The following is a 23,601-nucleotide window of genomic DNA, read 5'->3' as shown; positions in this document are numbered from 1 at the left end:
GCCTTCGGCAGCTCCTACGCGCCTGCGGGCGCTGCCGAAGGCTGCGATCTTTTGATCTTCTAATAAGGAGCGCATGGATGGACGTGAGCAAGACCAAAAGCAGCTTCTACCGCCGGTTGTACGTGGCGTACCTGATCGATAGCGGATTGGCCAGCAGCGTCCCGGCGTTGACTGAAGTCACCGGCATGCCTCGGCGCACGGCCCAGGACACCATCGCGGCATTGGCGGATCTGGATATCGTTTGTGAATTCGAGCAGGAAGAAGGCGCGCGCAACCATGCGGGGCGCTATCGGATTCGCGAGTGGGGGGCGATTGATCGGGGGTGGATCGAGCGTAATCTGCGGCAGATCAAAGCGGTGTTGGAATATCCCTGAGATTTTGTGGGGTTGCGGCTGACGCCTTCGCGAGCAAGCCCGCTCCCACCCTGGATCGCCCGTGAATACAAAATAGGTGCATATCGCAGATCAAATGTGGGAGCGGGCTTGCTCGCGAAGAGGCCCTCAGGAACGACGCATCCCTATGTGCGGAATGTCATCCTCCAGGTATTCCTCACCCACCACCACAAACCCGTACCGCCCGTAGTACCCCTGCAAATGCGCCTGGGCCGAGAGGTAGACCGGCACTTCGGGCCAGCGTTTGGCGGCCTGTTTCAACGCCTGGCTCATTAATTCATGCCCAAGCCCGGTGCCGCGTGCAGCGGGAGCAATGATCACCCGGCCAATCACCACGTCACCGCCCTGTAGCTCCGGGTCGAGCAAGCGCAGGTAAGCCACCAGACGATCCCCGTCCCAGCCCATCAAATGGCAGGTGTCACCTTCCAGGTCCTGACCATCGATGTCCTGATAGACGCATTTCTGTTCGACGACGAACACTTCGGCGCGCAGCTGCAGAAGGGCATACAGCTGCTCTTTACCCAGATCGCTGTGGTGCTTGCAGACCCAATCGATTGTCATCTTCAGATTCCTTGAACAACGTTGCTCCGATACTAAGCGTCCTGAGGCGGGATGTCTTTATGGCAACGAAATCTGTGACAAGGGCCAAAATGCCATCATTCATTTCTCGCGAGATTGTCTTCTTTGTGTAATCTGCGATGCAGCGCTGTGCAATGTCGTCGATAAGCTAATGTTAGGACCTGGGTTTCGCCGCTAAAGGGGCCTTGGAGTTTTGGCTGAAAAACACGTCGGGCAGCCCGCCCGCTAAGGATTTTCTGGCATGCCGCGATTGCATCGAGCGTTTGCTTTGATTGGATTGCTGTTGCTGACACAGAGTGCGGCAGCGCAAAAACTGCGTCTGGTAGCCGATGCCTGGCCACCCTTTACCGACGCCACGCTGGTCAATGGCGGACTGGCCACGGACATTGTCAGTACTGCTCTGGCCCGGGCCGGTTATGCCAGTAATTTCGAACAGGTGCCATGGGCACGAGCCTTGTTTGGGGTGGGCGAGGGGCGTTACGACGTGCTGGTCAACGCTTGGTACACCGATGAGCGCACGAAGCTGGGGCAGTTTTCCGGCGAGTACCTGCTCAATCGCGTGCGCTTTCTCAAGCGCAAAGACACGCCGATCGAATTCAACAACTTGCAACAACTGCATACCTTCCCGATAGCGGTGGTACGTGGTTATGCCTATTCGCACGAGTTCGATGACGATGTGTCGTTGCAGAAAGTACCGGTGCATAGCTTCGCCATGGCCGTGCGCATGGTCGCGGCCGACCGGGTCAAGCTGACGCTGGAAGACGAGTTTGTCGCTCGGTATTACCTTTCTCGGGAGTCATCCAAAGTGCGCAATGCCGTGGAGTTTTTGCCCAAGCCGTTGAGCGAGAACAGCCTGCATATTCTGGTGAGCCTGAAGAACCCGCAGCATGAACAGATCGTTGCCGGGTTCGACCGTGAGATTGCGGCGATGAAGGCTGATGGGAGTTATGAGAAATTGCTCAAGCAGCATGGGATGTAAGTGCCGGGTATTGTGGTGTGGCCGATGACGCCTTCGCGAGCAAGCCCGCTCCCACATTAGATCTGCGGTGAACATTTATTTTGTGAACACCACAGATCAAATGTGGGAGCGGGCTTGCTCGCGAAGAGGCCGGCCCGGTCACTAAAAATCTCAAGCCTCGCTCGTATCCTTGATCAAATGCGCCGCCAACGTCCGCAACGGCCCCAGCTGCCGGCAAATCAACGCCAGTTGCGTCTGCACCAACCGCTGCCCTTCGTCGATCTCATCCGGCATTTGTTCCAGCCCATTGGCCAGCGCTTCTTCCTCATCACTCTGAATCGCAATCGGCTGTTTGCTCGCCAGGCCTTGGGCGATTTCGTCGAGGCTGGCAGCCAGGCTCACGCCGGCGCCGTCGATCAAATGCTCGCGCACCTCCGTTGGTAGTTGGGTTTCGCGGTGTGCCCCCAGCCCCGACAAATAGCTGAGCAAGGTATGCGACAGCACCAGGAAACGAAACCCGACGTCCGCTTCCTTACGAAAGTGCCCCGGCTCCATCAGCATATTGGCCAGCGTCGTCGACAACGCGGCATCGGCGTTGTGCGCGTTGCGCCGGGCCAGGCGATAAGCCAGGTCGTCGCTTTTGCCGGCGGCGTATTGCTGCATGATCTGGCGCAGGTAAATGCTGTTGCAGGTGAGGGTGTTGGCCAGCACTTTGTTCAGGCGTCGACCTTGCCAGTCCGGCAGGAACAGGAACACTGCCAGCCCAGCAATCAGACTGCCGAGCAAGGTATCGAACAGTCGCGGCAGAAGCAGTCCATAACCATCGCCCACCTGGTTGAAGCAGAACAGCACCATGAGCGTGATCGCGGCAGTCGCCAGGGTGTAGCGGGTGGTGCGGTTGGTAAAGAACACGACCCCGGCAACGATGGCGAAGCACGATTGCACCAACGGATTCGGAAACAGATCGAACAACGCCCAAGCCACAGTCAGGCCGATGGCGGTGCCGATAATCCGCTGCCCGAGTTTGCGGCGGGTGGCGCCGTAGTTTGGCTGACAGACAAACAGCGTGGTGAGGATGATCCAGTAGCCTTGCGACGGGTGGATCAAATGCACCATGCCGTAGCCGATGCTCAATGCCAGGGGCAGGCGCAGGGCATGGCGGAACAGCAGTGAGGTCGGCGTCAGCTGCGTGCGCAAGCGTATCCAGACATCCTTGAGGCTGCGTGGCGAACGGTCGAGCAAGCTGCTGTCGGTGGCGTCTGCGAGCGCATCGGGATTGCTGGCGTCGCTGAGCAGACGGTCGAGTGTGCCAAGGTTGGCGGCCAGCGCTCGCAACGAACGCAGCAGACCGCGCCAGGCCGGATTGCTCTGGATACGCAGGTGTTCGAGGGACGCGTGCAGGTCGCTCAGGGCCTCGGCGAAGCTTGCGTCGTAGGTGAACGGCTGGCGCATCTGGATCGATTCGGCCAATGCGCGGCAAGCCTTGCCTTGCTGGCGCAGCAGGCGCTGACAGCGGAACAGCACGTCGCTGTGGAAGAACGCTTCGGCCAGCGCGTTGTAGGGGTAGTGCGAGGAACTGGCGCGCTCGTGGATGTCCTGGGCGAGGAAGTACAGCTTCAGATAACGGCTGACTTTCACCCCCGGCCGACCGTCGCCGACCCGGTGCAGAATGATTTCCTTGGCGGCGTTCAGGGCTGCCACCACCCGACCATTCTGCTGGGCCAGTTCCAGGCGCTGCGCTTGCACGTCCATCTGCCGGATCGGTTCGAATAGCGACGATTTCAGCTTCAGGTAATAACCCAGTTCGCGGAACAACCGCGCCAGGCTTTGCTGCACCGGCTGGTTGGAAAACAGCGCCTGCCACAGCACCGAGAGCAAGCCGTACCAGGCCGCACCGGCCACCAGCAGCACCGGTTCGTGCCAGAAATCAGTGACCGCGCCACCGCGCTGGTCCACGCCGATCATGGTGTAGACCGACAGAATCAGTGTTGCCGAAGCAATCGCGCCATACCGTTCGCCCAGCGCACCGAGCATGGTCAGGCAGAAGCTGGCCAGGGCGAAGGCGATGATAAAAAGGACGGGGTAGGGGAAGAGCAGTTCGACGGACAGGGCCGCGACCATGAAACACACCAGCGTCACTGCGAGCGCGTTGAGGCGACCTTGCCAACTGTCGTCGGTTTCAGCCAGGGCGCTGGCGATGATCCCCAGGAACAACGGGATCAGCAGCCCCATTTCATCTTGATACCAACACAGCGCCATGCTGCCGGTCAGGGCGATGAATACCCGCACGCTGTAGCTGAACTTATCCAGCGCCCAGAGGCGGCGCAGAGACTGCCGAAATGTGGTCGATGACATGAAGTGCGAAGGCCTTCCGAGGCAATGACGCTAAATTGAGCCACTAATGACGCCGACGCAATGGCGCCGATCACATCTGACAGCAAAATCTGTTCCTTGGAGTACGAGGTATCTGTTGCCGATCACAAATTTTGTGGTTGGCAGAGAAACCTGTGGGAGCGGGTTTGCTCGCGAAGAGGTCGGTACATTCAACATCTATGTTGACTGTCAGGCCGCCTTCGCGAGCAAGCCCGCTCCCACATTTAATTTGTGTACACCCGTTAGTTAGGCGTACTGCGCGGCGGCGTAGCCTGAAGCCCAGGCCCACTGAAAGTTGAAACCACCCAAGTGCCCGGTAACGTCGAGCACTTCACCGATGAAATACAGCCCTGGGCTCTTCAGCGATTCCATGGTCTTGGACGACACTTCGCGCGTGTCGACGCCGCCCAGGGTCACTTCGGCAGTGCGGTAGCCTTCAGTGCCGGCCGGCACGACTTTCCAGTTCGCCAGTTTTTCGGCGATGCCTGCCAGTTCGGCGTGGGTGTACTGCTTCATCGGTTTGGAGGCGAACCAGTTGTCCGCCAGCAGATTGGCCATCTTCTTGGTGAAGATTTCACCGAGCAGGGTTTTCAACTCGCTGTTGGGACGTTCGGCCTGCTGCTGTTGCAGCCAGGTCGGCACGTCGTGATCCGGCATCAGATTGATTTCCACCGTGTCGCCGGATTCCCAGAACGACGAAATCTGCAAGATCGCCGGCCCACTGAGGCCGCGGTGAGTGAACAGGATGTTTTCGCGGAAACTCTGGTCGTTGCAGCTCACCAGGCAATCCACCGACGTACCGGACAGCTCGGTGCAAAGCTCCTTGAGCTGATCGGTGATGGTGAACGGCACGAGGCCGGCGCGGGTCGGCAGCAGGTCATGACCGAACTGTTTGGCCACTTGATAACCGAAACCGGTGGCACCGAGGGTCGGAATCGACAAACCGCCCGTGGCGATCACCAGGGATTCACACGTGATCTGGCCCAGCGTGGTATCCAGCAGATAACCGCTTTCAAGCTTCTCTATGGTCTGAATCGAGGTGTCCAGGTGCAGGCTGACGCCGACCTGATTGCATTCCTCGAGCAGCATTTCGAGGATGTCGCTGGATTTGTTATCGCAGAACAACTGGCCGAGTTTCTTCTCGTGGTACGGCACGCCGTGTTTGGCCACCAGACCGATGAAATCCCACTGGGTGTAGCGCGCCAGCGCGGATTTGCAGAAGTGCTCGTTCTGCGAGAGAAAATTGCCCGGTTCGGTGTACATGTTGGTGAAATTGCAGCGGCCACCGCCTGACATGAGGATTTTCTTGCCGGCCTTGTTCGCATGGTCAAGCAACATCACCTTGCGCCCGCGCCCGGCGGCGGTCAGCGCACACATCAACCCTGCGGCGCCAGCGCCAATGATCACGACTTCGGTAGAGCGCAAAACGGTGTCCTCACACAAATTTTAAATTCATCGGCAAACCAATGTGGGAGCGGGCTTGCTCGCGAAGGGGTCAGTACATTCAACATAGATGTTGTCTGTCAGTCCGCTTTCGCGAGCAAGCCCGCTCCCACATTTGATCTTTGTCAGCCAGACGATCGCTTACAAAATGCGCACGCGCAGCGAGCGGCCTTTGATTTTACCGTCGTTCAGGCGCTGCAAGGCTTGCTTGGCGATCCCGCGCTCCACGGCCACATAAGCCTGGAAGTCGAAAATCGCAATCTTGCCGACCTGGGCACCCGGGATGCCGGCATCGCCGGTCAGTGCGCCGAGAATGTCGCCCGGACGGACCTTGTCTTTTCGGCCTGCACCAATGCACAGCGTGCTCATCACAGGCAACAGCGGTGCGCCGCCCTGGGATTTGAGGTTGCTCAGTTGATCCCAGCTCAACGGCGACTTCTGCAGTTGCTCGATGGCTTGGGCGCGGTGGGCTTCGGACGGGGCGACCAGGCTGATCGCGATGCCTTTCTCCCCGGCGCGGCCAGTACGGCCGACACGGTGGATGTGGATTTCCGAGTCACGGGCCAGTTCGACGTTGATCACCATGTCCAGCATATCGATGTCCAGGCCGCGCGCGGCAACATCGGTGGCGACCAGTACCGAAGTACTGCGGTTGGCGAACATCGCCAATACCTGATCGCGGTCACGCTGTTCCAGGTCACCCTGCAGACCGACGGCGGAGATGCCTTTGGAGGTCAGGTGATCAACGGTTTCCTGAACCTGCTGCTTGGTGAAGCAGAAGGCCACGCAGGAAGCTGGGCGGAAATGCGCGAGGACTTTGACCACCGCGTCCATACGCTCTTCCGGGGAGATCTCGTAGAAGCGTTGCTCGATCTGCGTATCGTCGTGGAACGCCTCGGCCTTCACGATCTGAGGGGTGCGCATGAATTTCGACGCCAGTTGCTTGATGCCCACCGGGTACGTGGCGGAGAACAGCAGGGTCTGGCGGCGCTCCGGGGTCTGGGCGATGATTTCTTCGATGGAATCGTAGAAACCCATGTCGAGCATGCGGTCAGCTTCGTCGAGGATCAGCGTGTTCAGGCCATGGAGCACCAGCGAACCCTTGCGCAGGTGCTGCTGGATACGCCCCGGGGTGCCGACGATGATGTGCGCGCCGTGCTCCAGGGAGCCGATCTGCGGGCCGAAGGACACGCCGCCACACAGGGTCAGGACCTTGATGTTGTCTTCGGCGCGGGCCAGACGACGGATTTCCTTGGCGACCTGGTCAGCCAGCTCGCGAGTCGGGCAAATGACCAGCGCCTGGCAACCGAAGAAGCGCGGATTGATCGGGTTCAGCAGGCCGATACCGAAGGCGGCGGTCTTGCCGCTGCCGGTCTTGGCCTGGGCGATCAGGTCCATCCCCTTGAGGATCACCGGCAAGCTTTGCGCCTGGATCGGCGTCATCTGGGCATAACCGAGGGAGTCGAGGTTAGCCAGCATGGCGGCGGACAGCGGCAAAGTATTAAAAGCGGTGGCGATGGTGGTCACGGGACTGGCCTGCAAAACAAAATGTCGCGCAGTGTATCAGTCTCATGGCCATTCGCCTGAAGTTTCCGGACGAGAAGTCGTAGGGTCAGTGCTCGATATCGTGCTCGCGGCTGACCATCCGTCGGCCATCCTTGGGTGAAAGCTGCGAGAAGATCGTTGCAGCCAGCATCGCCATGATTCCGACCGTCACAAACGTCAGCTGGAACGCGCCCAGAACCGTGTCCACGCCGTCATTACCGATCTCTGCCGTGAAGCCACCGAGCAGGGCGCCGGCGCAGGCCACTCCGAGGCTCAGGGACAATTGCGCGACCACCGACAGCAAACTGTTGCCGCTGCTGGCGCTGGCGTCGTCGAGGTCGATCAGGGTGACGGTGTTCATCGCGGTGAACTGCAAGGAGTTGATCGCCCCCAGAATCGCCAACTGAGCCAGCAGCAGCCAATACGGCGTCTGCTCGCTGACCAGGCCCATGCTGGCCAGCATGATTCCCAGCGCCAGTGTGTTGCCGGTCAGCACGGTGCGGTAGCCGAAGCGTTCGATCAGCGGCCGCGCCACCGACTTGGCGACCATCGCGGCCGCGGCCAGGGGCAGCATGCTCATCCCTGCCTGTGACGGCGAATAACCCAGCGCCACTTGCAGCAGCAACGGCACCAGAAAGGGCAGGGCGCCGCTGCCGAGGCGAGCGAACAGGTTGCCGAGAATGCCCACGGCGAAGGTTCGGGTCTTGAACAGCGAGGGCGCAAACAACGGATTGTCGATGTGCCCGGCCCGCAGCCAATACGCCGCCAGACAGGCCATGCCGCCAAACAGCAGCAACATTACCCGCAAGTGCGGCAGGTGCAGTTCGCCGAGGCCTTCCATGGCGATGGTGATCAATACCATCGCCGCGCCGAACAGCAAAAAACCCAGGCTATCAAAGCGCGTGCGTTCGCTGCCGCGCAGGTCAGGGATGAATTTCCACACCGCGTAGCAACCGAGGACGCCCACCGGCAGGTTGATCAGGAAGATCCAGTGCCAGGTCAGGTATTGCACCATCCAGCCGCCCATGGTCGGGCCGATCAGCGGGCCGAGCAGGCCGGGAATGGTAATGAACCCCATGATCCGCACCAGCTCCGAGCGCGGATACGCGCGCAGCACCACCAAACGCCCGACCGGCAACATCAACGCACCACCGAGGCCCTGGATCACCCGCGCGCCGATGAGCATGCTCAGGGTGCTGGACAAGGCGCAAAGCAATGAGCCGAAGCTGAACAGGAGGATCGCGCCGAAGAAGATTTTCCGGGTGCCGAAGCGATCGGCGATCCAGCCGGAGGCGGGGATCAGTAAGGCGACGGTGAGCATGTAGGCGATGATGACGCCCTGCATGCGCAGCGGGTCTTCGGCCAGGTCCCGGGCCATGGCGGGGAGGGCGGTGTTGAGGATCGTCCCGTCGAGGGACTGCATGAAGAAGGCAATGGCCACAACCCACGGTACCCAGCGGGCGGTGACGGCGTCGAGAGGTGGGCGGTTGGGCATGGGACCTCTTGTGGGTTAATGCAGATTCATGGTCGACGTTGAACCCTGTGGCGAGGTAGCTTGCTCCCGTTCGGCTGCGCAGCAGTCGTAAGTCCGGCGAATGCGGTATGTCTGATAGAACGCGTTTGCCGATCTAGAGGGCCGCTTCGCAGCCCAGCGGGAGCAAGCTCCCTCGCCACAGGTTTTGTGTTTACAGCGTCAACGTAAGTCGGCTGACGAGCGCGCCCGGCAACAGTGCCGAAGCAGTCGCTCGCTGACTGTAGGTGCTGGCCGAAAGCAGCAATTCACGCTCCTCGGTCAACGCTTCCAGCTGCGAACCGAGCAGGCTGTAGACGCTGTCATCAAACCGCATGGTGCTGACCGGTGCCTGAATCTCGCCGTTCTCGACCCAGAAGGTCGCAAATCGCGTCATGCCGGTCAGGCGCGCCGCCGGTTGGTCCGAGTAGTTCAGGTACCACAGGTTACTGATGTAGAGCCCGGTGCCGAGGCGCTTGAGGATGTCCGCCTGCTCCAGATTGCCGCCTTGCATGACCAGCGCCGTCGGGTATTCATGGCTGCTCGCGCCGTTGGCAGTGAGGTCGTATTCGGCAGCGCTGCGGGAGTTGATCAGTCGGGCATTGGCCATGCCTTTGGCGATCAACCCCAGGTCATCGCGGGGATAACCTTCGTCGGAAAACGCCGGGCTCAAGGAACCGCTGACCTGCTCACTCAACCATACGTTGGGGCTGAAGCAGGCTTCGCTGGCGTAGAACTTCTGCAACGGGCTCTGTTTGCTGGCAATCGCCTGGGCCGAAAACCCGCCCCAGCTCAGCATGCCCATGATTTCTTCCAGCGCTGCCGGCGCCAGGTAGGCGCGGTATTCGCCGGGCGGCAGCGTGCGCAATGGCCGACCCAGAAACGCCAATTGCTCGCGGGCCTGCTGGAAGCGCCTGGCAAAGCCTTCGCTGCTCCAGTCGTGTCCGGCATAGCTGGCTTTCACCGCCTGACCGTTTTCATGAAACAGGCTGAAATCGAAGTTGAAGCTGTTGGCCTGATGCCAGCCGAACGCGCCCGAGGAACTGGCGAAACCGCGACTGATCGGCCCGGCGGCATAGAAACCGACCAGGTCCAGGCCCTCGGCAGCCTGGGTGATTTCAGCGACCACTTGCTCGGTGTCCGGCAGCGGATGCTCCTGCACGTTGTTGCTCTGCCAGTCGTTATGATTGAGCTGCAGGTACGGGTCCTGAGGCAACAGTGGCAAGGTTTCGCGCAACTGTTGCAGACCTTCGGCCAGACGCTGAAGATCAACTTCGTGGTCGCCCGACAGGGTGATATTCAGATCGGCATGACGACCCTCGTTAATCAATTTGAACCCGACACTCGCTTGCTGCACCTGCCCGGCCTGACGGACCTTGGCGTGGTTGAAACGCACGAAAGCCGACGACTCGGCGGCGTAGCTGAGGGTGAATTGCTCCGGTGTGCGCAGCGCATCGCGCAACCAGTTGACCAGGGTCTTGAACGACTCGGCCTGGCTATTTGAAGTGCTCGTGGCAGTACTCATCAGGCATCTCCCCCAAACACATCCACATTGCTGAACACACAGGCCGGCGACGCGTGACCGACGCGGATCACCTGGTTCGGTTCGCCCTTGCCGCAGTTCGGCGTGCCCAGCACTTTGACGGTGTTGGCATCGCCGACGGCGCTGAGGCTTTTCCAGAATTGTGCGGAAATCGCCCGGTAGTTCGGGTTCTTCACCACGCCTTTGAGTTCGCCGTTTTCGATCAACTGACCCCATTCGCAACCGAACTGGAATTTGTTGCGCGCGTCATCGATGGACCACGAACGGTTGGTGCTCATCAAAATGCCGTGCTCGATATTGCCGATCAACTGCTCCAGCGGCTGATCGCCGGGCTCGATGTTGAGGTTGGCCATGCGGTCGATTGGTGGACGGTTCCAGCCGCAGGCGCGGCTGTTGGCAACGCCATCCATGCCAGCACGGAATTGCGACAGCGCACCACCGAGCGGACGCAGCAACAAACCTTCTTTAATCAGGAATTGCTTGCTGGCAGCGCTGCCGTCGTCGTCATGGCCGTAGCTGGCGAGTTGCTCGGGGATGTCCGGGTCGAACGTGACGTTGAGCAGTTCGGAGCCGTATTGCAGGCTGCCGAAGTCTTCTGCCTTGACGAAACTGGTGCCGGCGTAATTGCGCTCATCGCCCAGGATGCGGTCCAGTTCCAGCGGGTGACCGATGGACTCGTGGATCTGCAGCATCATCTGGTCGGGCATCAGCAGCAAGTCGCGCGGGCCTTGCGGGGTGTTTGGCGCCAGGAGCAATTGCAGCGCCTGATCGGCGACTTTCGGGCCGGCACCGATCAGGCCGCAACGGCTGATCACATCAAAGCCGCCCTGCTGGCCGAAGTTCTCGCGGCCCAGGCTACGGGTCTGGCTGTCGCTGCCGTCGTAGGCGGTGACGTCCACGCTCGGGTAGACGAAACGCTGGGCCTGACGCAATTCGGCACCGGCACTGTTGAGGTAGATTTGCTCGACGTTGGTGATGCCGATGCTCGCCTGCCAGTTCACCAGTCGCTCGTCCTTGGGCACGGCGGCAGATTCGGCACCGAGCAACTGGTAGCAATCGCTCAGGGACGGGAAGGGCTGGTCGAAGTTGGGTGAGAAATAGTCGGCGCGGTCGCTGGAAACGGCTTGCTCGCGCAGGTCGAGCAGGGCGTGAGGCTTGAGTCGACGGGCTTGCTGCTCAGCTTTCTCCAGCGCGGCTTGCAGGCCGGATTGGGACAGGTCGTTGGTGGCGGCATAGGCTTCGACGCCGTTGACCCGAACGGTCAGCATCGCGCCTTCGTCGCGGCTCAGGCTCGGCGGTTCGGCGACGTTCTTGCGCACCGACAGGTACTGGCCGGACTCGCGCACATAACGCAGCGAAAAGAATTCAGCGCCCGTGCGCAAGGCAGCGAAGCGCTGCTTGAGCTGGGGGTGGAAATCGAACATTCGGGAACCTCCTTGGTATGGAGTTGCGATGTATCGGTATTGCGAGGGGATGAAACGTTTGCGTGGCGCTAGATTAGGCCTGCATGGGGGGAGGATCAAGGGCATAGCGGTGTAGGAAGGGGTTACGCCGGGTGAGTCAGGAAGTTATGTACTGTTTGGTGGGGCCCCTTCGCGAGCAAGCCCGCTCCCACATTGGATCGGTAGTGAACACAAATTTTGTGAACACCAGAGATCAAATGTGGGAGCGGGCTTGCTCGCGAAGGCCGCGCCTCGGTATTACGCCTTACTGAGCAGTCAGGCTCACATCCCGCAACGGCTTGCCACGCACCGGCGCATCGCCGGCCACGAAGTAGGCAGCCTTGCTACGCGGCAATGGCTTGCGACCGCGGATCTTGTCGGCGATTTTCTCGGCCATCATGATCGTTGGTGCGTTCAGGTTGCCGGTGGTGATGATCGGCATGATCGAGGCATCGACCACACGCAGAGCCTGCATGCCATGCACACGACCTTCGCCATCGACCACGGCCATCTCGTCGGTACCCATCTTGCACGAGCAGGACGGGTGGAACGCGGTTTCGGCGTGTTCGCGGATGAACTTGTCCAGCTGTTCATCGGTTTGCACGTCGATGCCCGGGCTGATTTCGCGGCCACGGAAGGCGTCCAGCGCTGGTTGCTGCATGATTTCACGGGTCAGGCGGATGCCATCGCGGAATTCCTGCCAGTCCTGCTCGGTGGCCATGTAGTTGAACAGGATGCTCGGGTACTCGCGCGGATCCTTGGACTTGGCCTGGATGCGACCACGGCTTGGCGAACGCATGGAGCCCATGTGCGCCTGGAAACCGTGCTCTTTCACACCGTTACTGCCGTTGTAGTTAATCGCCACCGGCAGGAAGTGGTACTGAATGTTCGGCCAATCGAATTCCGGACGGGTGCGGATGAAGCCGCCGGCTTCGAACTGGTTGCTGGCGCCGATACCGGTGCCGTTGAACAGCCACTCGGCACCGATGGCCGGCTGGTTGTGCAGCAGCAGCGACGGGTACAGCGAGACCGGTTGGGTGCACGCGTATTGCAGGTACAGCTCAAGGTGATCCTGCAGGTTTTCACCAACGCCTGGCAGGTCGTGGACCACCGGGATGTCGAGTTTCTTCAGCAGTTCGGCCGGGCCGACGCCGGAGCGTTGCAGAATCTGCGGCGAAGCGATGGCGCCGGAGCACAGCAGTACTTCTTTGCGGGCGCGGGCTTCAACGCGCTCTTCAGCGGCGCCGATCAGGTAACGCACGCCGACCGCACGCTTGCCTTCGAACAGGATCTTGTCGGTCAGGGCATGGGTGACGATGGTCAGGGTCGAACGCTTCTTGGCGACGTCCAGGTAGCCGCGAGCGGTGCTGGCGCGACGGCCGTTCGGCGTCACGGTGCGGTCCATCGGGCCGAAACCTTCTTGCTGGTAGCCGTTGAGGTCTTCGGTGCGTGGGTAACCGGCTTGCACGCCGGCTTCAACCATCGCGTGGAACAGCGGGTTGTTGCCGGCTTTCGGTGTGGTCACGCTGACCGGACCGTCGCCACCGTGGTAGTCGTTCGGGCCGATGTCACGGGTTTCCGCCTTGCGGAAATACGGCAGGCAGTCGAGGTAGGTCCAGTCTTCCAGACCGGGCAGTTTCGACCAGTTGTCGTAGTCCATGGCGTTACCACGGATGTAGCACATGCCGTTGATCAGCGAAGAACCACCCAGGCCCTTGCCGCGACCGCATTCCATCCGGCGACCGTCCATGTGTGGTTCTGGATCGGTTTCGTAGGCCCAGTTGTAGCGACGACCTTGCAGCGGGAACGCCAGGGCGGCCGGCATTTGCGTGCGGAAGTCGAGACGGTAATCCGGGCCGCCTGCTTCGAGCAGCAGGACGGTGACGCCTTCGTCTTCAGTCAGACGGGTCGCCAGGGTGTTACCGGCCGAGCCGGCACCGATGATGATGTAATCGAATTCTTGGGACATTGAATGCACCCTCTTTGAAGTTGGTCAGGTCGGCGAGTGCTTCGCACTCGATCGCGGGCAAGCCACGCTCCCACAGGGATCGGGGGCACCGCAGATTTGGCGAACGGCGCCAAACCTGTGGGAGCTGGCTTGCCTGCGATAGCGATCTCGCAGGCGAAGCAAATACCGCCTTAGAAAACCGAGGCGTAATCGCCCAGTTCGACCTGTACCGATTTGATGCGTGTGAAGTTGTTCAGCGAGCTGATGCCGTTCTCACGACCCACACCCGACTGCTTGTAGCCGCCGACCGGCATCTTGGCGTCGGACTCGCCCCAGGCGTTGATCCAGCAGATACCGGCTTCCAGTTGATGGATCACACGGTGAGCGCGGTTCAGGTCTTTGGTGACGACACCAGCGGCCAGGCCGAACTCGGTGTCGTTGGCGCGACGGATCACTTCTTCTTCGGTTTCGTACGTCAGGATGCTCATCACCGGGCCGAAGATTTCTTCGCGAACGATGGTCATCTCGTCGGTGCAGTCGGTGAACACGGTCGGTGCCACGAATGCGCCTTTGGCGAATTCGCCGTCGGTCAGACGATCGCCACCGCACAGCAGGCGGGCGCCTTCTTCCTTACCTTTGGCGATGTAACCCAGCACGCTTTCCATGTGGGCGAAGCTGACCAGCGGGCCGAAGTTGGTGTTTTCGTCTTGTGGGTTACCGACGCGAATGCGGGCAACGCGCTCAACGATCTTGGCTTCGAACGCAGCTTTCAGGTGGCTCGGCACGAACACGCGAGTGCCGTTGGTGCAGACCTGACCGGAGCTGTAGAAGTTGGCCATCATCGCGGTGTCGGCGGCGCGATCGAGGTCGGCGTCGTCGAAAATGATCAGCGGGGATTTGCCGCCCAGTTCCATGGTCACGTCTTTGAGCGACGAGGCGGAAGCGCTGGCCATCACCTTCTTGCCGGTGTCGGTGCCGCCGGTGAAGGAAATTTTTTCGATGCGTGGGTGCTCGGTCAGCCAGGTGCCGACTTCACGGCCACTGCCGGTCAGAACGTTGAACACGCCGGCTGGCAGGCCTGCTTCGGTGTAGATCTCGGCCAGTTTCAAGGTAGTCAGCGAGGTGACTTCGCTTGGCTTGAAGATCATCGCGTTACCGGCCGCCAGGGCTGGCGCGGATTTCCACAGGGCGATCTGGATCGGGTAGTTCCACGCGCCGATACCGGCCACGATGCCCAGCGGCTCGCGACGGGTGTAGACGAAAGAGGTGGTGCGCAGTGGAATCTGCTCGCCTTCGATGGCCGGTACCAGACCTGCGTAATATTCCAGCACGTCAGCGCCAGTGACGATGTCGACGTAACGGGTTTCGGAGTACGCCTTGCCGGTGTCCAGGGTTTCCAGGGCGGCCAGCTCATCGTTGCGCTCGCGCAGGATGTCGACGGCGCGACGCAGGATGCGCGAACGCTCCATGGCGGTCATTGCAGCCCAGATTTTCTGACCCTTTTCGGCGCTGACCACTGCACGCTCAACGTCTTCCTTGGTTGCACGTTGTACGGTTGCGAGGACTTCACCGTTAGCCGGGTTGATGGCTTCGAAGGTGGCGTCGCTGCTGGCGTCGGTGTAACCGCCGTCGATGTAGAGTTTTTGCAGTTCGAAACGGGCCATAGTGTCCTCGCAAGTGCATTAAGTGGTTGGCGTTGACCACTGGGCGTGCCGTGTAGCCTGGGCGACGCTGGTCAGTGGCGGTTCAGGGGCTGAGCGGTTTTATGTGTGCTCTAACTCACCTGCTTGGCCAGTTGGAAATCCATGTATTCGTAAGCGATCTGGTGCGCCTGCCCGGTGTCGAAAGCATCTCCCGACAGCGCGCCGCGCAACCACAAACCGTCGATGAGAGCTGCCAGACCTCGAGCTGCACTGCGCGCGTCATCGAGCGGCAATACACGGCGGAACTGGCAGCACAGGTTGGAATACAGACGGTGATCGTTGATCCGCTGCAACCTGTGCAAAGACGGGTGGTGCATGCTGGTGGCCCAGAAGGCCAGCCAGGTTTTCATTGCCGGGCCATTGACCTGGCTGGCGTCGAAGTTGCCTTCGATAATCACCTGAAGGTGAGCCCGTGGGCTGGTGTCCTCCAGCGCCTGACGGCGCGCGGTGACGTTCTCGCTGAGGACACTCATCAGATACTGCGCCGTGGCGGCGATCAGGCCGTTCTTGTCCTGAAAGTAGTGACTGATGATGCCATTCGAGACACCGGCCAAACGGGCGATCAGCGCAATGCTGGCGTCCCCCATGCCGACCTTGTCGACAGCCTGTAGCGTGGCTTCGATCAATTGCTGGCGGCGGATGGGTTGCATACCGACCTTGGGCATCTTGCACATCTCCTTAGGCCTTCCGGCGGACGTAAAACGTCTATCGGATTGAAGGCCAGTCTATTTTGTTTTGATTGAACGTTCAATCAACAAAGAATAAGATCTGCGACAATTCGTCGCTGCCTACAGGTTTTTCCTACACGTAGTTGGCGGAAAAACGACATCTGAAAATGCTCGAAACCCACACGCTCAGGCGTTCAGGGGTTTCGGGCTTTTTTCGGGCTGTCTTTATATCACCCGCTGGTCGGCTGCCAACTAACCGAATGGTCGGGTAACGCGTTGCCTTGTGTTTTTCTCTCGCACTGCCTGGAGCATCTGTGCCATGAGTTCTGCCTCTCTAATAAAGACCCCACCCGAGAAGGTGACGGTCAACGGTTGGGTGTTTTACACCTCTACCGCGTTGATTCTGCTATTGACCGCCATTCTGATCATCGCCCCGCAAGAGGCCGGCAGAATGCTCGGCATTGCCCAGGCCTGGTTGTCCCGCAGCTTCGGCTGGTACTACATGGTGGTGATCGCCGCCTACCTGGTTTTTGTGGTTGGCCTGGCGTTTTCGTCCTACGGCAAACTCAAGCTGGGCAGCAAGGACGACACCCCTGATTTCAGCTATGGCGCCTGGGCGGGGATGCTGTTCTCGTCGGGCATCGGCATCTCGCTGCTTTACTTTGGCGCTTCCGAGCCGCTGGACCACTATTTCAATCCGCCGGAAGGCGTGGCCGGCAGCAACCTTGCGGCCCGTCAGGCGGTGCAACTGACATTCCTGCATTGGGGCCTGCATGGCTGGGCGATCTACGCACTGGTCGGCCTGGCCGTGGCGTACTTTGCTTACCGTCATAACCAGCCGCTGGCGTTGCGGTCGGCGCTGTATCCGCTGGTCGGCGAGCGTTGGGTCAAAGGCGCCGCCGGTCATGCGGTGGACGGCTTCGGCATGTTCGTGACCCTGCTGGGGCTGGTGACGAACCTGGGGATCGGTTCGCTGCAAGTATCGTCGGGGCTGGAAAACCTGTTCGGCATGGAGCACAGCAACACCAACCTGCTGATCGTGATCATCGTGATGAGCACCGTGGCGACCATCGCCGCTGTGTCTGGCGTGGAAAACGGTATTCGCCGCCTGTCCAACCTGAACATCGTGTTGTTCAGCGGTCTGCTGATTTTCGTGCTGCTGTTCGGCCCGACCCTGCACCTGCTCAACGGCTTTGTGCAGAACATCGGCGACTACCTGAACGGCGTGGTGCTGAAGACGTTCGACCTCTATGTGTATGAAGGCGACAGTGAGAAGTCCGACCGCTGGTTGGGCCTGTGGACCCTGTTCTACTGGGCCTGGTGGATTTCCTGGGCCCCATTCGTCGGCATGTTCATCGCGCGTATTTCCCGTGGTCGCACGGTGCGTGAGTTGGTGGCCGGCGTGTTGCTGATTCCGCTGGGCTTCACCCTGGCATGGCTGTCGATCTTCGGTAACTCGGCCCTGGACCTGGTGATGAACCATGGGGCGGTGGAACTCGGGAAGACGGCGCTGGAACAGCCGTCGATGGCGATCTACCAGTTGCTTGAGCATTACCCGGCGTCGAAGATCGTGATCGGCGTGTCGATTTTTGTCGGCTTCGTGCTGTTCCTGACCCCGGCGGATTCCGGCGCGGTGATGATGGCCAACCTTTCCTGCAAGGGCGGCAATGTTGACGAAGATGCGCCGCACTGGCTGCGGATTTTCTGGTCGGCAGTGATCACCCTGGTGACCATCGGTCTGTTGTTCGCCGGTAACTTCGAAGCCATGCAAACCATGGTGGTGCTGGCGGGGCTGCCGTTCTCGGTGGTGCTGGTGTTCTTCATGTTTGGCTTGCACAAGGCCATGCGCCAGGACGTGCAAATCGAACAGGAGCAAGCGGAGCTGGCGGCGCGTGGTCGTCGTGGTTTCAGCGAGCGTCTGACCCAGCTGGATCTGCAACCGAACCAGTCGATCGTTCAGCGTTTCATGGACAAGCGCGTCAGCCCGGCGCTGGAAGACGCGGCTGTGCAATTGCGTGCTCAGGGCCTGGATGTGCAGACGTTGCTGGGCAAGGCCAAGCGCTGCATGGGCGTGCGGATCGAGATGGAAGAGGGCAACCCTTTTGTCTACGAAGTGAGCCTGGATGGTTATCTGGCGGCGGCGAGTGACACGGTGTCGGCCGAAAGTGCCGATGAACCGCGCGCACGTTACTACCGCGCCGAGGTGTACCTGCACAACGGCAGCCAGGATTACGACCTGATGGGCTTCACTCAGGATCAGATCACCCGTGATGTGCTCGATCAGTTTGAAAGCCATCGGCAGTTGCTTGGCCGGGTTTACAGCTAAGGAGTGAGTGGCGCGGTGTTCCAGTGACACCGCGTCATATTCTTCGCGAGCAAGCCCGCTCCCACAGGTAACCGAGTTCTATCAGGGACATGCGGTCGAATGTGGGAGCGGGCTTGCTCGCGAAGGGGCCATCAACCGCAAAGCTGCATGCCCCGATATCCCATAAACAAAAACGCCGCGATCTCTCGCGGCGTTTTTGTGTCTGCTGCTTCTTACCCCAGGTTCTTGCCGAGCAGCGCGTGGTACAGCTCGCTGTCACCGAGAATCCCGACAACCTTGTTGTTGTCGTGCAGCACCAGCTTATTGCCGGTCTGGTAACGAATCTGCAACGCATCGCGCATGCCGATATTGGAATCCACCAATGTTGGCCGACGGCCCAAACCTTCAACCGCTTGCCCTGGTATCCAGTTCTGCAGGTCCAGGCTCGAGCCGTTCTGGCGTGCGCCTTTGATGGTATTGCCTTCGGCCAGGTCCAGCCACGAATCGCCGCCAGGATCCAGGCACACCGAACCGTTGATGCGTTTGCAGTTGTCCAGGGTGCGCATCAGGCTGCGACCGCACAATACGTTCAGCGGGTTGGTGTGGGCGACGAAGGTGCGCACGTAATCGTCCGCAGGGTTGAGCACGATTTCTTCCGGTTTGCTGTACTGGATGATCCGGCCGTCTTTCATGATGGCGATACGGCTGCCGAGCTTCAGGGCCTCATCGAGGTCGTGACTCACGAAAACGATGGTCTTGCTCAGTTTGCGTTGCAGCTCCAGCAGTTCGTCTTGCAGACCTTGGCGAATCAGCGGGTCGAGGGCCGAGAACGGTTCGTCCATCAGCAGAATGTCGGCGTCCATCGCCAGCGCTCGGGCCAGGCCCACACGCTGTTGCATACCACCGGAGAGCTCATTGGGTTTCTTGTTGCGCCACTGGGTCAGGCCTACCAGTTCGAGTTTTTCATCGACCAGTTTTTTCCGTTCCTTCTCCGGCCGGCCCTGCATTTCCAGACCGAAGCTGATGTTCTCGCGCACCGTCAGCCAAGGCATCAGGGCGAACTTCTGGAACACCATCGCGATGCGCTTGGTGCGCATCATTTTCAGTTCCGCCGGCGTGCACGAGGCGATGTCGATCTGCTTGCCTTCGTGCTCGACGAACAACTTGCCACGGCTGACGGTGTTGAGGCCGTTGATGCAACGCAGCAGGCTGGACTTGCCGGAGCCGGACAGGCCCATCAGTACGCAGATTTCACCTTTTTCGATGTCCAGGCTGGCCTTTTCGACACCGACGATTTGCCCGGTCTTTTTCAGAATCTCGTTGCGGGTCATGCCCTGGTCGAGGAGTTTGAGCGCCTCGCGCGGGTCTTTGGAGAAGATCACGTCCACGTCTTCGAAGCGAATAATGCTCATGCGTCACCCCCTACTTTAGCGTCGGGTTGTTTGCAGATACGGTCGAGCATGATCGCCAGCAGTACGATCGCCAGGCCTGCTTCGAAGCCCAGGGCGATATCAGCAGTGTTCAGTGCGTTGACCACGGGTTTGCCCAGGCCATCGGCGCCCACCAGTGCCGCAATCACCACCATCGACAACGACAGCATGATGCACTGGGTGATACCGGCCGCGATGCTTGGCATGGCGTGGGGCAGTTCAATTCGCGAGAGCAGCTGACGGCGCGAGCAGCCAAAGGCCTTGCCGGCGTCCATCAGTTCGTCCGGAACATCGCGGATACCCAGGTAGGTCAGGCGGATGGGCGCGGCAATCGCGAACACCACCGTCGAGATCAGACCCGGGACCACACCCAGACCGAAGAGGGTCAGGGTAGGAATGAGGTACACGAAGGTCGGCACGGTCTGCATCAGATCGAGCACCGGCCGCATCACTGTGTAGAACATCGGTTTGTGCGCGGCGACGATGCCCAACGGCACGCCGATCAGCACGCACACCAGGGTGGCGAACAACACCTGGGCGAGGGTTTCCATGGTTTCCTGCCAGTACCCCAGATTGAGGATCAGCAGAAAGGAGGCAATGACGAAAACGGTCAGGCCCCATTTGCGTTGAATGAAGTGTGCCAGTAGCGCTATGAGGCCGATCAATGCCAGCGGGTTGAACCAGGTCAGCGCAAAAGTCACGCCGTGGATCATCGTTTCCAGTGACACGGCGATTGCGTCGAAGGTGCTGGCGCCGTTTTGCGTCAACCATTCAACGAAGCCCGCGATGTACTGGCCTAAAGGTATTTTCTGATCAATCAGCATGGTAGTGAACGTCCGCATGCAAGGGAATAAACAGCCCGGGCGAGCGAACTCGCCCGGCGTAAGCATTACTGCGCAAGCTTGGCTTTCACGGCCTCCAGGCCAGGTTTACCGTCAATGGTGGTCACGCCAGCAAGCCAGGTGTCGAGCACCTGTGGATTCTTTTTCAGCCAGGCCTTGGCGGCCGCGTCAGGCTTCATTTTGTCGTCCAGGACGTTGCCCATCAGCGTGCTTTCCATGTCGAGGGTAAACACCAGGTTTTTCAGCAGCTGACCCACGTTGCTGCATTCCTGTGCGTAACCCTTGCGGGTGTTGGTGTAGATGGTCGCCTGGCCGAAGTTCGGGCCGAAGTATTCGTCGCCGCCAGTCAGGTACTTCATCTTGAATCGTGTGTTCATCGGGTGCGGTTCCCAGCCCAGGAACACCACGGCGGTGTTGCGGCGCTGGGCGCGATCGACTTGCGAGAGCATGCCTGCCTCGCTGGACTCGACCACCTTGAAGCCGGCGTCTTTCAGGCCGAAGGCGTTCTTGTCGATCATGCTCTGGATCAGGCGGTTGCCGTCGTTACCCGGTTCGATGCCATAGATCTTGCCGTCGAGTTCTTTCTTGAACTTGGCGATGTCGGCGAAATCTTTCAGACCTTTGTTATACAACTCTTCGGGGACGGCGAGTGTGTATTTTGCGTTTTCCAGATTAGCGCGCAGGGTGTCCACGGTGCCGGCATCGCGGTAGGCCTTGATGTCGTTTTCCATGGTCGGCATCCAGTTACCGAGGAACACGTCCATATTCTTGCCGTCGGCCAGGGACTTGTAGGTCACCGGCACGGAAATCATCGTGGTCTTGGTCTTGTAGCCCAGGGCATCGAGAACGACGCTGGTGGTGGCGGTAGTGACGGTAATGTCCGTCCAGCCGACATCGGAGAAGTTTACGGTGCTGCATTGGGCCGGTTCTGCGGCTTGAGCCAGAAACGGCAGACTCAGCATGGCGGCCAACAACAACGACGGGGAACCTTTCATAAGGGGCGACTCCTTGGTGTTTTTTTTGGCAGTGTTCCGACTGGACCACCGCACTTATCTGTTGCGGTTGGATGGCGTTTTGGAGACAGCTCTACCACGGCGCCTTGCAATCGAGTCGATACGATCATGTACCAGTGAAAATCTGACGCCTACAGGGTGCGTCGTAACCAGTACAGGGATGGTCGCATCCAGTGTCGGTAACGTCGTTTACAGCTTTTTTCAGCCCGTTTTGCCCCGCTGATCCGCAAAAAAACGGCGAAAACACTGCGTAAGCGGCCTGCGGCGCTAGCGGGCATGAGTGCGTCGGTGTGAGACGTTGAGCGACATGACAAAAGCCTGATGATGCGGCCATCTCGGCGGATTGCAGCTTGAGCGTAGCAGCTCCGTCACTGGGCGCTTTTGCGCCTGGAGCAGGCACATCCAGGAGTTCAGCAGTAATGGCTATCAGCGTTTTCGACTTGTTCAAAATCGGCATCGGCCCTTCCAGTTCGCACACCGTGGGGCCCATGCGCGCCGCGGCGCTGTTCGTGCAAGGTTTGCGTGAACAGGGACTTTTGGAGCAGGTGCGGCGCGTTGAAGTTCAGCTTTATGGTTCGCTTTCGGCCACCGGCATCGGTCACGGCAGCGACAACGCGGTGATCATGGGGTTGATGGGCGAATGGCCGGATGCGATCGATCCGTCGCAAATCGGCATCCGCATCGCGGCCCTGCGTGAAACCGACACGCTATTGCTCGACGGTCGCTTGTCGGTCCCGTTCATCTGGGCCCGGGACATGCGCCTGATCGACGAGAATCTGCCGTTCCATCCCAATGCCATGACCCTGGTTGCCGAAGGCGATCACGGCGAGCTGCATCGCGACACCTACTATTCCATCGGCGGCGGTTTTGTCGTCGATGAGGCACAGGCTTCCAGCGGCGTGGTGGATCTGGATAGCACCGTGCTGCCTTACGACTTCTCCAGTGCCGTCGAGCTGCTCAGTCTCTGCAAGCAGCACAACCTGCGCGTTGCAGAGTTGATGATGGCCAACGAGAAAGTCTGGCGCAGCGAAGAGGAAATTCGCGCCGGCCTGATGAAACTCTGGCGGGCGATGCAAGATTGCGTGGAGCAAGGCCTCAAGCACGAAGGCATCTTGCCCGGTGGCCTGAATGTGCGTCGTCGCGCGGCCAAATTGCACCGCAGCCTGCAAGAGTTGAACAAGCCCAACGTGATCGGCTCGACCTTGAGCGCTATGGAGTGGGTCAACCTGTTCGCCCTGGCGGTCAACGAAGAAAACGCTGCGGGCGGGCGCATGGTTACGGCGCCGACCAACGGCGCGGCGGGGATCATTCCGGCGGTGTTGCACTACTTCATGAAGTTCAGCGAGGCAGTGACCGACGCCAACGTGGTCGATTACTTCCTCAGTGCCGCGGCGGTGGGGATTCTGTGCAAGAAAAACGCCTCGATCTCCGGTGCCGAAGTCGGTTGCCAGGGTGAAGTCGGTTCGGCCTGCGCCATGGCGGCGGCCGGGTTGGCGGAGATTCTCGGTGCCACACCGGAGCAACTGTGCAACGCGGCGGAAATCGGCCTGGAACATAACTTGGGCCTGACCTGCGACCCAGTGGGTGGCCTGGTGCAAGTGCCGTGCATCGAGCGCAATGCGATTGCCGCGGTGAAAGCGATCAACGCGGCGCAGATGGCGCTGCGGGGTGACGGTCAGCACTTTATCTCGCTGGACCGGGTGATCCGCACCATGCGTGATACCGGTGCCGACATGCACGACAAATATAAAGAGACATCGCGCGGTGGGTTAGCGGTTAGCGCGGTTGAGTGTTGAATCAGTAATACCGAGTCGCCTGCTTCGCGAGCAAGCCCGCTCCCACATTGGATTTGTGCACGACGCTGATTAAATGTGGGAGCGGGCTTGCTCGCGAAGGGGCCAGACCAG

17 protein-coding genes are annotated in these 23,601 nt (G+C 60.1%); 4 read left to right on the top strand and 13 right to left on the bottom strand.

Going from position 1 to position 23,601, the window contains the following annotated elements:
* Nucleotides 1–77: 77 nt before the first annotated feature.
* Nucleotides 78–374 carry a winged helix-turn-helix domain-containing protein gene (locus PMI36_RS13120; RefSeq protein ID WP_007894945.1) on the top strand — a complete coding sequence of 99 codons (297 nt, stop codon included), beginning with the start codon at nt 78–80 and terminating at the stop codon, nt 372–374.
* Between the two features lie 126 nt (nt 375–500).
* Here PMI36_RS13120 and PMI36_RS13125 read toward each other — a convergent pair whose 3' ends face one another.
* A complete protein-coding gene (locus PMI36_RS13125; protein ID WP_008072553.1) occupies nt 501–953 on the bottom strand; it encodes a GNAT family N-acetyltransferase in 453 nt (150 codons plus the stop codon).
* 259 nt (nt 954–1,212) lie between these two features.
* Here PMI36_RS13125 and PMI36_RS13130 point away from each other — a divergent pair, with 259 nt between their 5' ends.
* The gene (locus PMI36_RS13130) at nt 1,213–1,950 is read left to right on the top strand and encodes a substrate-binding periplasmic protein (protein WP_008072552.1); all 738 of its coding nucleotides are present in this window, start codon (nt 1,213–1,215) and stop codon (nt 1,948–1,950) included.
* A 150-nt stretch (nt 1,951–2,100) separates the two neighbouring features.
* Here the strand turns inward: PMI36_RS13130 and yccS are convergent, their stop codons facing one another.
* From yccS to betI, 9 genes are all read right to left on the bottom strand, one after another.
* Nucleotides 2,101–4,284 (bottom strand): YccS family putative transporter, encoded by a 2,184-nt coding sequence (yccS, locus tag PMI36_RS13135; RefSeq protein WP_008072551.1) that lies wholly within the window; start codon nt 4,282–4,284, stop codon nt 2,101–2,103.
* A gap of 264 nt (nt 4,285–4,548) precedes the next feature.
* Nucleotides 4,549–5,727, bottom strand: a complete 1,179-nt coding sequence (locus PMI36_RS13140; RefSeq protein ID WP_008072550.1) for an NAD(P)/FAD-dependent oxidoreductase — start codon at nt 5,725–5,727, stop codon at nt 4,549–4,551.
* A gap of 159 nt (nt 5,728–5,886) precedes the next feature.
* Nucleotides 5,887–7,224, bottom strand: a complete 1,338-nt coding sequence (gene dbpA / locus PMI36_RS13145; RefSeq protein ID WP_238542572.1) for an ATP-dependent RNA helicase DbpA — start codon at nt 7,222–7,224, stop codon at nt 5,887–5,889.
* A gap of 133 nt (nt 7,225–7,357) precedes the next feature.
* Entirely contained in the window at nt 7,358–8,785 is a 1,428-nt protein-coding gene (mdtD, locus tag PMI36_RS13150) for a multidrug transporter subunit MdtD (RefSeq protein ID WP_008072549.1), read from the bottom strand.
* Nucleotides 8,786–8,975: 190 nt separating this feature from the next.
* The gene (locus tag PMI36_RS13155) at nt 8,976–10,325 is read right to left on the bottom strand and encodes a TldD/PmbA family protein (protein ID WP_008072548.1); all 1,350 of its coding nucleotides are present in this window, start codon (nt 10,323–10,325) and stop codon (nt 8,976–8,978) included.
* The gene (locus PMI36_RS13160; protein ID WP_008072547.1) at nt 10,325–11,767 is read right to left on the bottom strand and encodes a TldD/PmbA family protein; all 1,443 of its coding nucleotides are present in this window, start codon (nt 11,765–11,767) and stop codon (nt 10,325–10,327) included. Before PMI36_RS13160 ends, PMI36_RS13155 begins: the two co-directional genes overlap by 1 nt.
* A gap of 283 nt (nt 11,768–12,050) precedes the next feature.
* On the bottom strand, nt 12,051–13,754 hold the full coding sequence (gene betA / locus PMI36_RS13165; RefSeq protein WP_007907490.1) for a choline dehydrogenase: 1,704 nt from the start codon (nt 13,752–13,754) through the stop codon (nt 12,051–12,053).
* Between the two features lie 170 nt (nt 13,755–13,924).
* Nucleotides 13,925–15,397 (bottom strand): betaine-aldehyde dehydrogenase, encoded by a 1,473-nt coding sequence (gene betB, locus PMI36_RS13170; protein ID WP_008072546.1) that lies wholly within the window; start codon nt 15,395–15,397, stop codon nt 13,925–13,927.
* Nucleotides 15,398–15,507: 110 nt separating this feature from the next.
* Nucleotides 15,508–16,101, bottom strand: a complete 594-nt coding sequence (betI, locus tag PMI36_RS13175) for a transcriptional regulator BetI (RefSeq protein ID WP_008072545.1) — start codon at nt 16,099–16,101, stop codon at nt 15,508–15,510.
* Between the two features lie 379 nt (nt 16,102–16,480).
* Between betI and PMI36_RS13180 the strand changes: the two genes are divergently transcribed.
* Nucleotides 16,481–18,430 (top strand): BCCT family transporter, encoded by a 1,950-nt coding sequence (locus tag PMI36_RS13180; RefSeq protein ID WP_229768770.1) that lies wholly within the window; start codon nt 16,481–16,483, stop codon nt 18,428–18,430.
* Nucleotides 18,431–18,642: 212 nt separating this feature from the next.
* On the opposite strand, the gene choV is transcribed toward PMI36_RS13180, so the two are convergent.
* From choV to PMI36_RS13195, 3 genes are all read right to left on the bottom strand, one after another.
* Complete coding sequence (gene choV, locus PMI36_RS13185) at nt 18,643–19,821, bottom strand: choline ABC transporter ATP-binding protein (RefSeq protein ID WP_008072544.1); 1,179 nt, start codon at nt 19,819–19,821, stop codon at nt 18,643–18,645.
* Nucleotides 19,818–20,663, bottom strand: a complete 846-nt coding sequence (choW, locus tag PMI36_RS13190; protein ID WP_007907521.1) for a choline ABC transporter permease subunit — start codon at nt 20,661–20,663, stop codon at nt 19,818–19,820. The genes choV and choW overlap by 4 nt, the downstream gene beginning before the upstream one ends.
* A gap of 65 nt (nt 20,664–20,728) precedes the next feature.
* Nucleotides 20,729–21,676: a choline ABC transporter substrate-binding protein gene (locus PMI36_RS13195; RefSeq protein WP_008072543.1), complete on the bottom strand. Its 948-nt coding sequence runs from the start codon at nt 21,674–21,676 to the stop codon at nt 20,729–20,731.
* A 437-nt stretch (nt 21,677–22,113) separates the two neighbouring features.
* On the opposite strand from PMI36_RS13195, the gene PMI36_RS13200 reads away from it, so the two are divergent.
* A complete protein-coding gene (locus PMI36_RS13200; protein ID WP_008072542.1) occupies nt 22,114–23,490 on the top strand; it encodes an L-serine ammonia-lyase in 1,377 nt (458 codons plus the stop codon).
* Nucleotides 23,491–23,601 lie beyond the last annotated feature (111 nt).

Source organism: Pseudomonas sp. GM79, assembly GCF_000282495.1.
GTDB lineage: Bacteria > Pseudomonadota > Gammaproteobacteria > Pseudomonadales > Pseudomonadaceae > Aquipseudomonas.
The sequence above is the reverse complement of the archived record's forward strand: the minus strand, read 5'-3'. Positions and strand labels throughout refer to the sequence as shown.

Excerpts from the sequence above, each read along its gene's own strand:
- betI (WP_008072545.1), bottom strand. The coding sequence starts at position 16,101 with ATGCCCAAGGTCGGTATGCAACCCATCCGCCGCCAGCAATTGATCGAA.
- PMI36_RS13195 (WP_008072543.1), bottom strand. The coding sequence starts at position 21,676 with ATGAAAGGTTCCCCGTCGTTGTTGTTGGCCGCCATGCTGAGTCTGCCG.
- betA (WP_007907490.1), bottom strand. The coding sequence starts at position 13,754 with ATGTCCCAAGAATTCGATTACATCATCATCGGTGCCGGCTCGGCCGGT.
- PMI36_RS13120 (WP_007894945.1), top strand. The coding sequence starts at position 78 with ATGGACGTGAGCAAGACCAAAAGCAGCTTCTACCGCCGGTTGTACGTG.
- choW (WP_007907521.1), bottom strand. The coding sequence starts at position 20,663 with ATGCTGATTGATCAGAAAATACCTTTAGGCCAGTACATCGCGGGCTTC.
- betB (WP_008072546.1), bottom strand. The coding sequence starts at position 15,397 with ATGGCCCGTTTCGAACTGCAAAAACTCTACATCGACGGCGGTTACACC.
- dbpA (WP_238542572.1), bottom strand. The coding sequence starts at position 7,224 with ATGCTGGCTAACCTCGACTCCCTCGGTTATGCCCAGATGACGCCGATC.
- yccS (WP_008072551.1), bottom strand. The coding sequence starts at position 4,284 with ATGTCATCGACCACATTTCGGCAGTCTCTGCGCCGCCTCTGGGCGCTG.
- PMI36_RS13155 (WP_008072548.1), bottom strand. The coding sequence starts at position 10,325 with ATGAGTACTGCCACGAGCACTTCAAATAGCCAGGCCGAGTCGTTCAAG.
- PMI36_RS13200 (WP_008072542.1), top strand. The coding sequence starts at position 22,114 with ATGGCTATCAGCGTTTTCGACTTGTTCAAAATCGGCATCGGCCCTTCC.
- PMI36_RS13130 (WP_008072552.1), top strand. The coding sequence starts at position 1,213 with ATGCCGCGATTGCATCGAGCGTTTGCTTTGATTGGATTGCTGTTGCTG.
- PMI36_RS13125 (WP_008072553.1), bottom strand. The coding sequence starts at position 953 with ATGACAATCGATTGGGTCTGCAAGCACCACAGCGATCTGGGTAAAGAG.
- choV (WP_008072544.1), bottom strand. The coding sequence starts at position 19,821 with ATGAGCATTATTCGCTTCGAAGACGTGGACGTGATCTTCTCCAAAGAC.
- mdtD (WP_008072549.1), bottom strand. The coding sequence starts at position 8,785 with ATGCCCAACCGCCCACCTCTCGACGCCGTCACCGCCCGCTGGGTACCG.
- PMI36_RS13160 (WP_008072547.1), bottom strand. The coding sequence starts at position 11,767 with ATGTTCGATTTCCACCCCCAGCTCAAGCAGCGCTTCGCTGCCTTGCGC.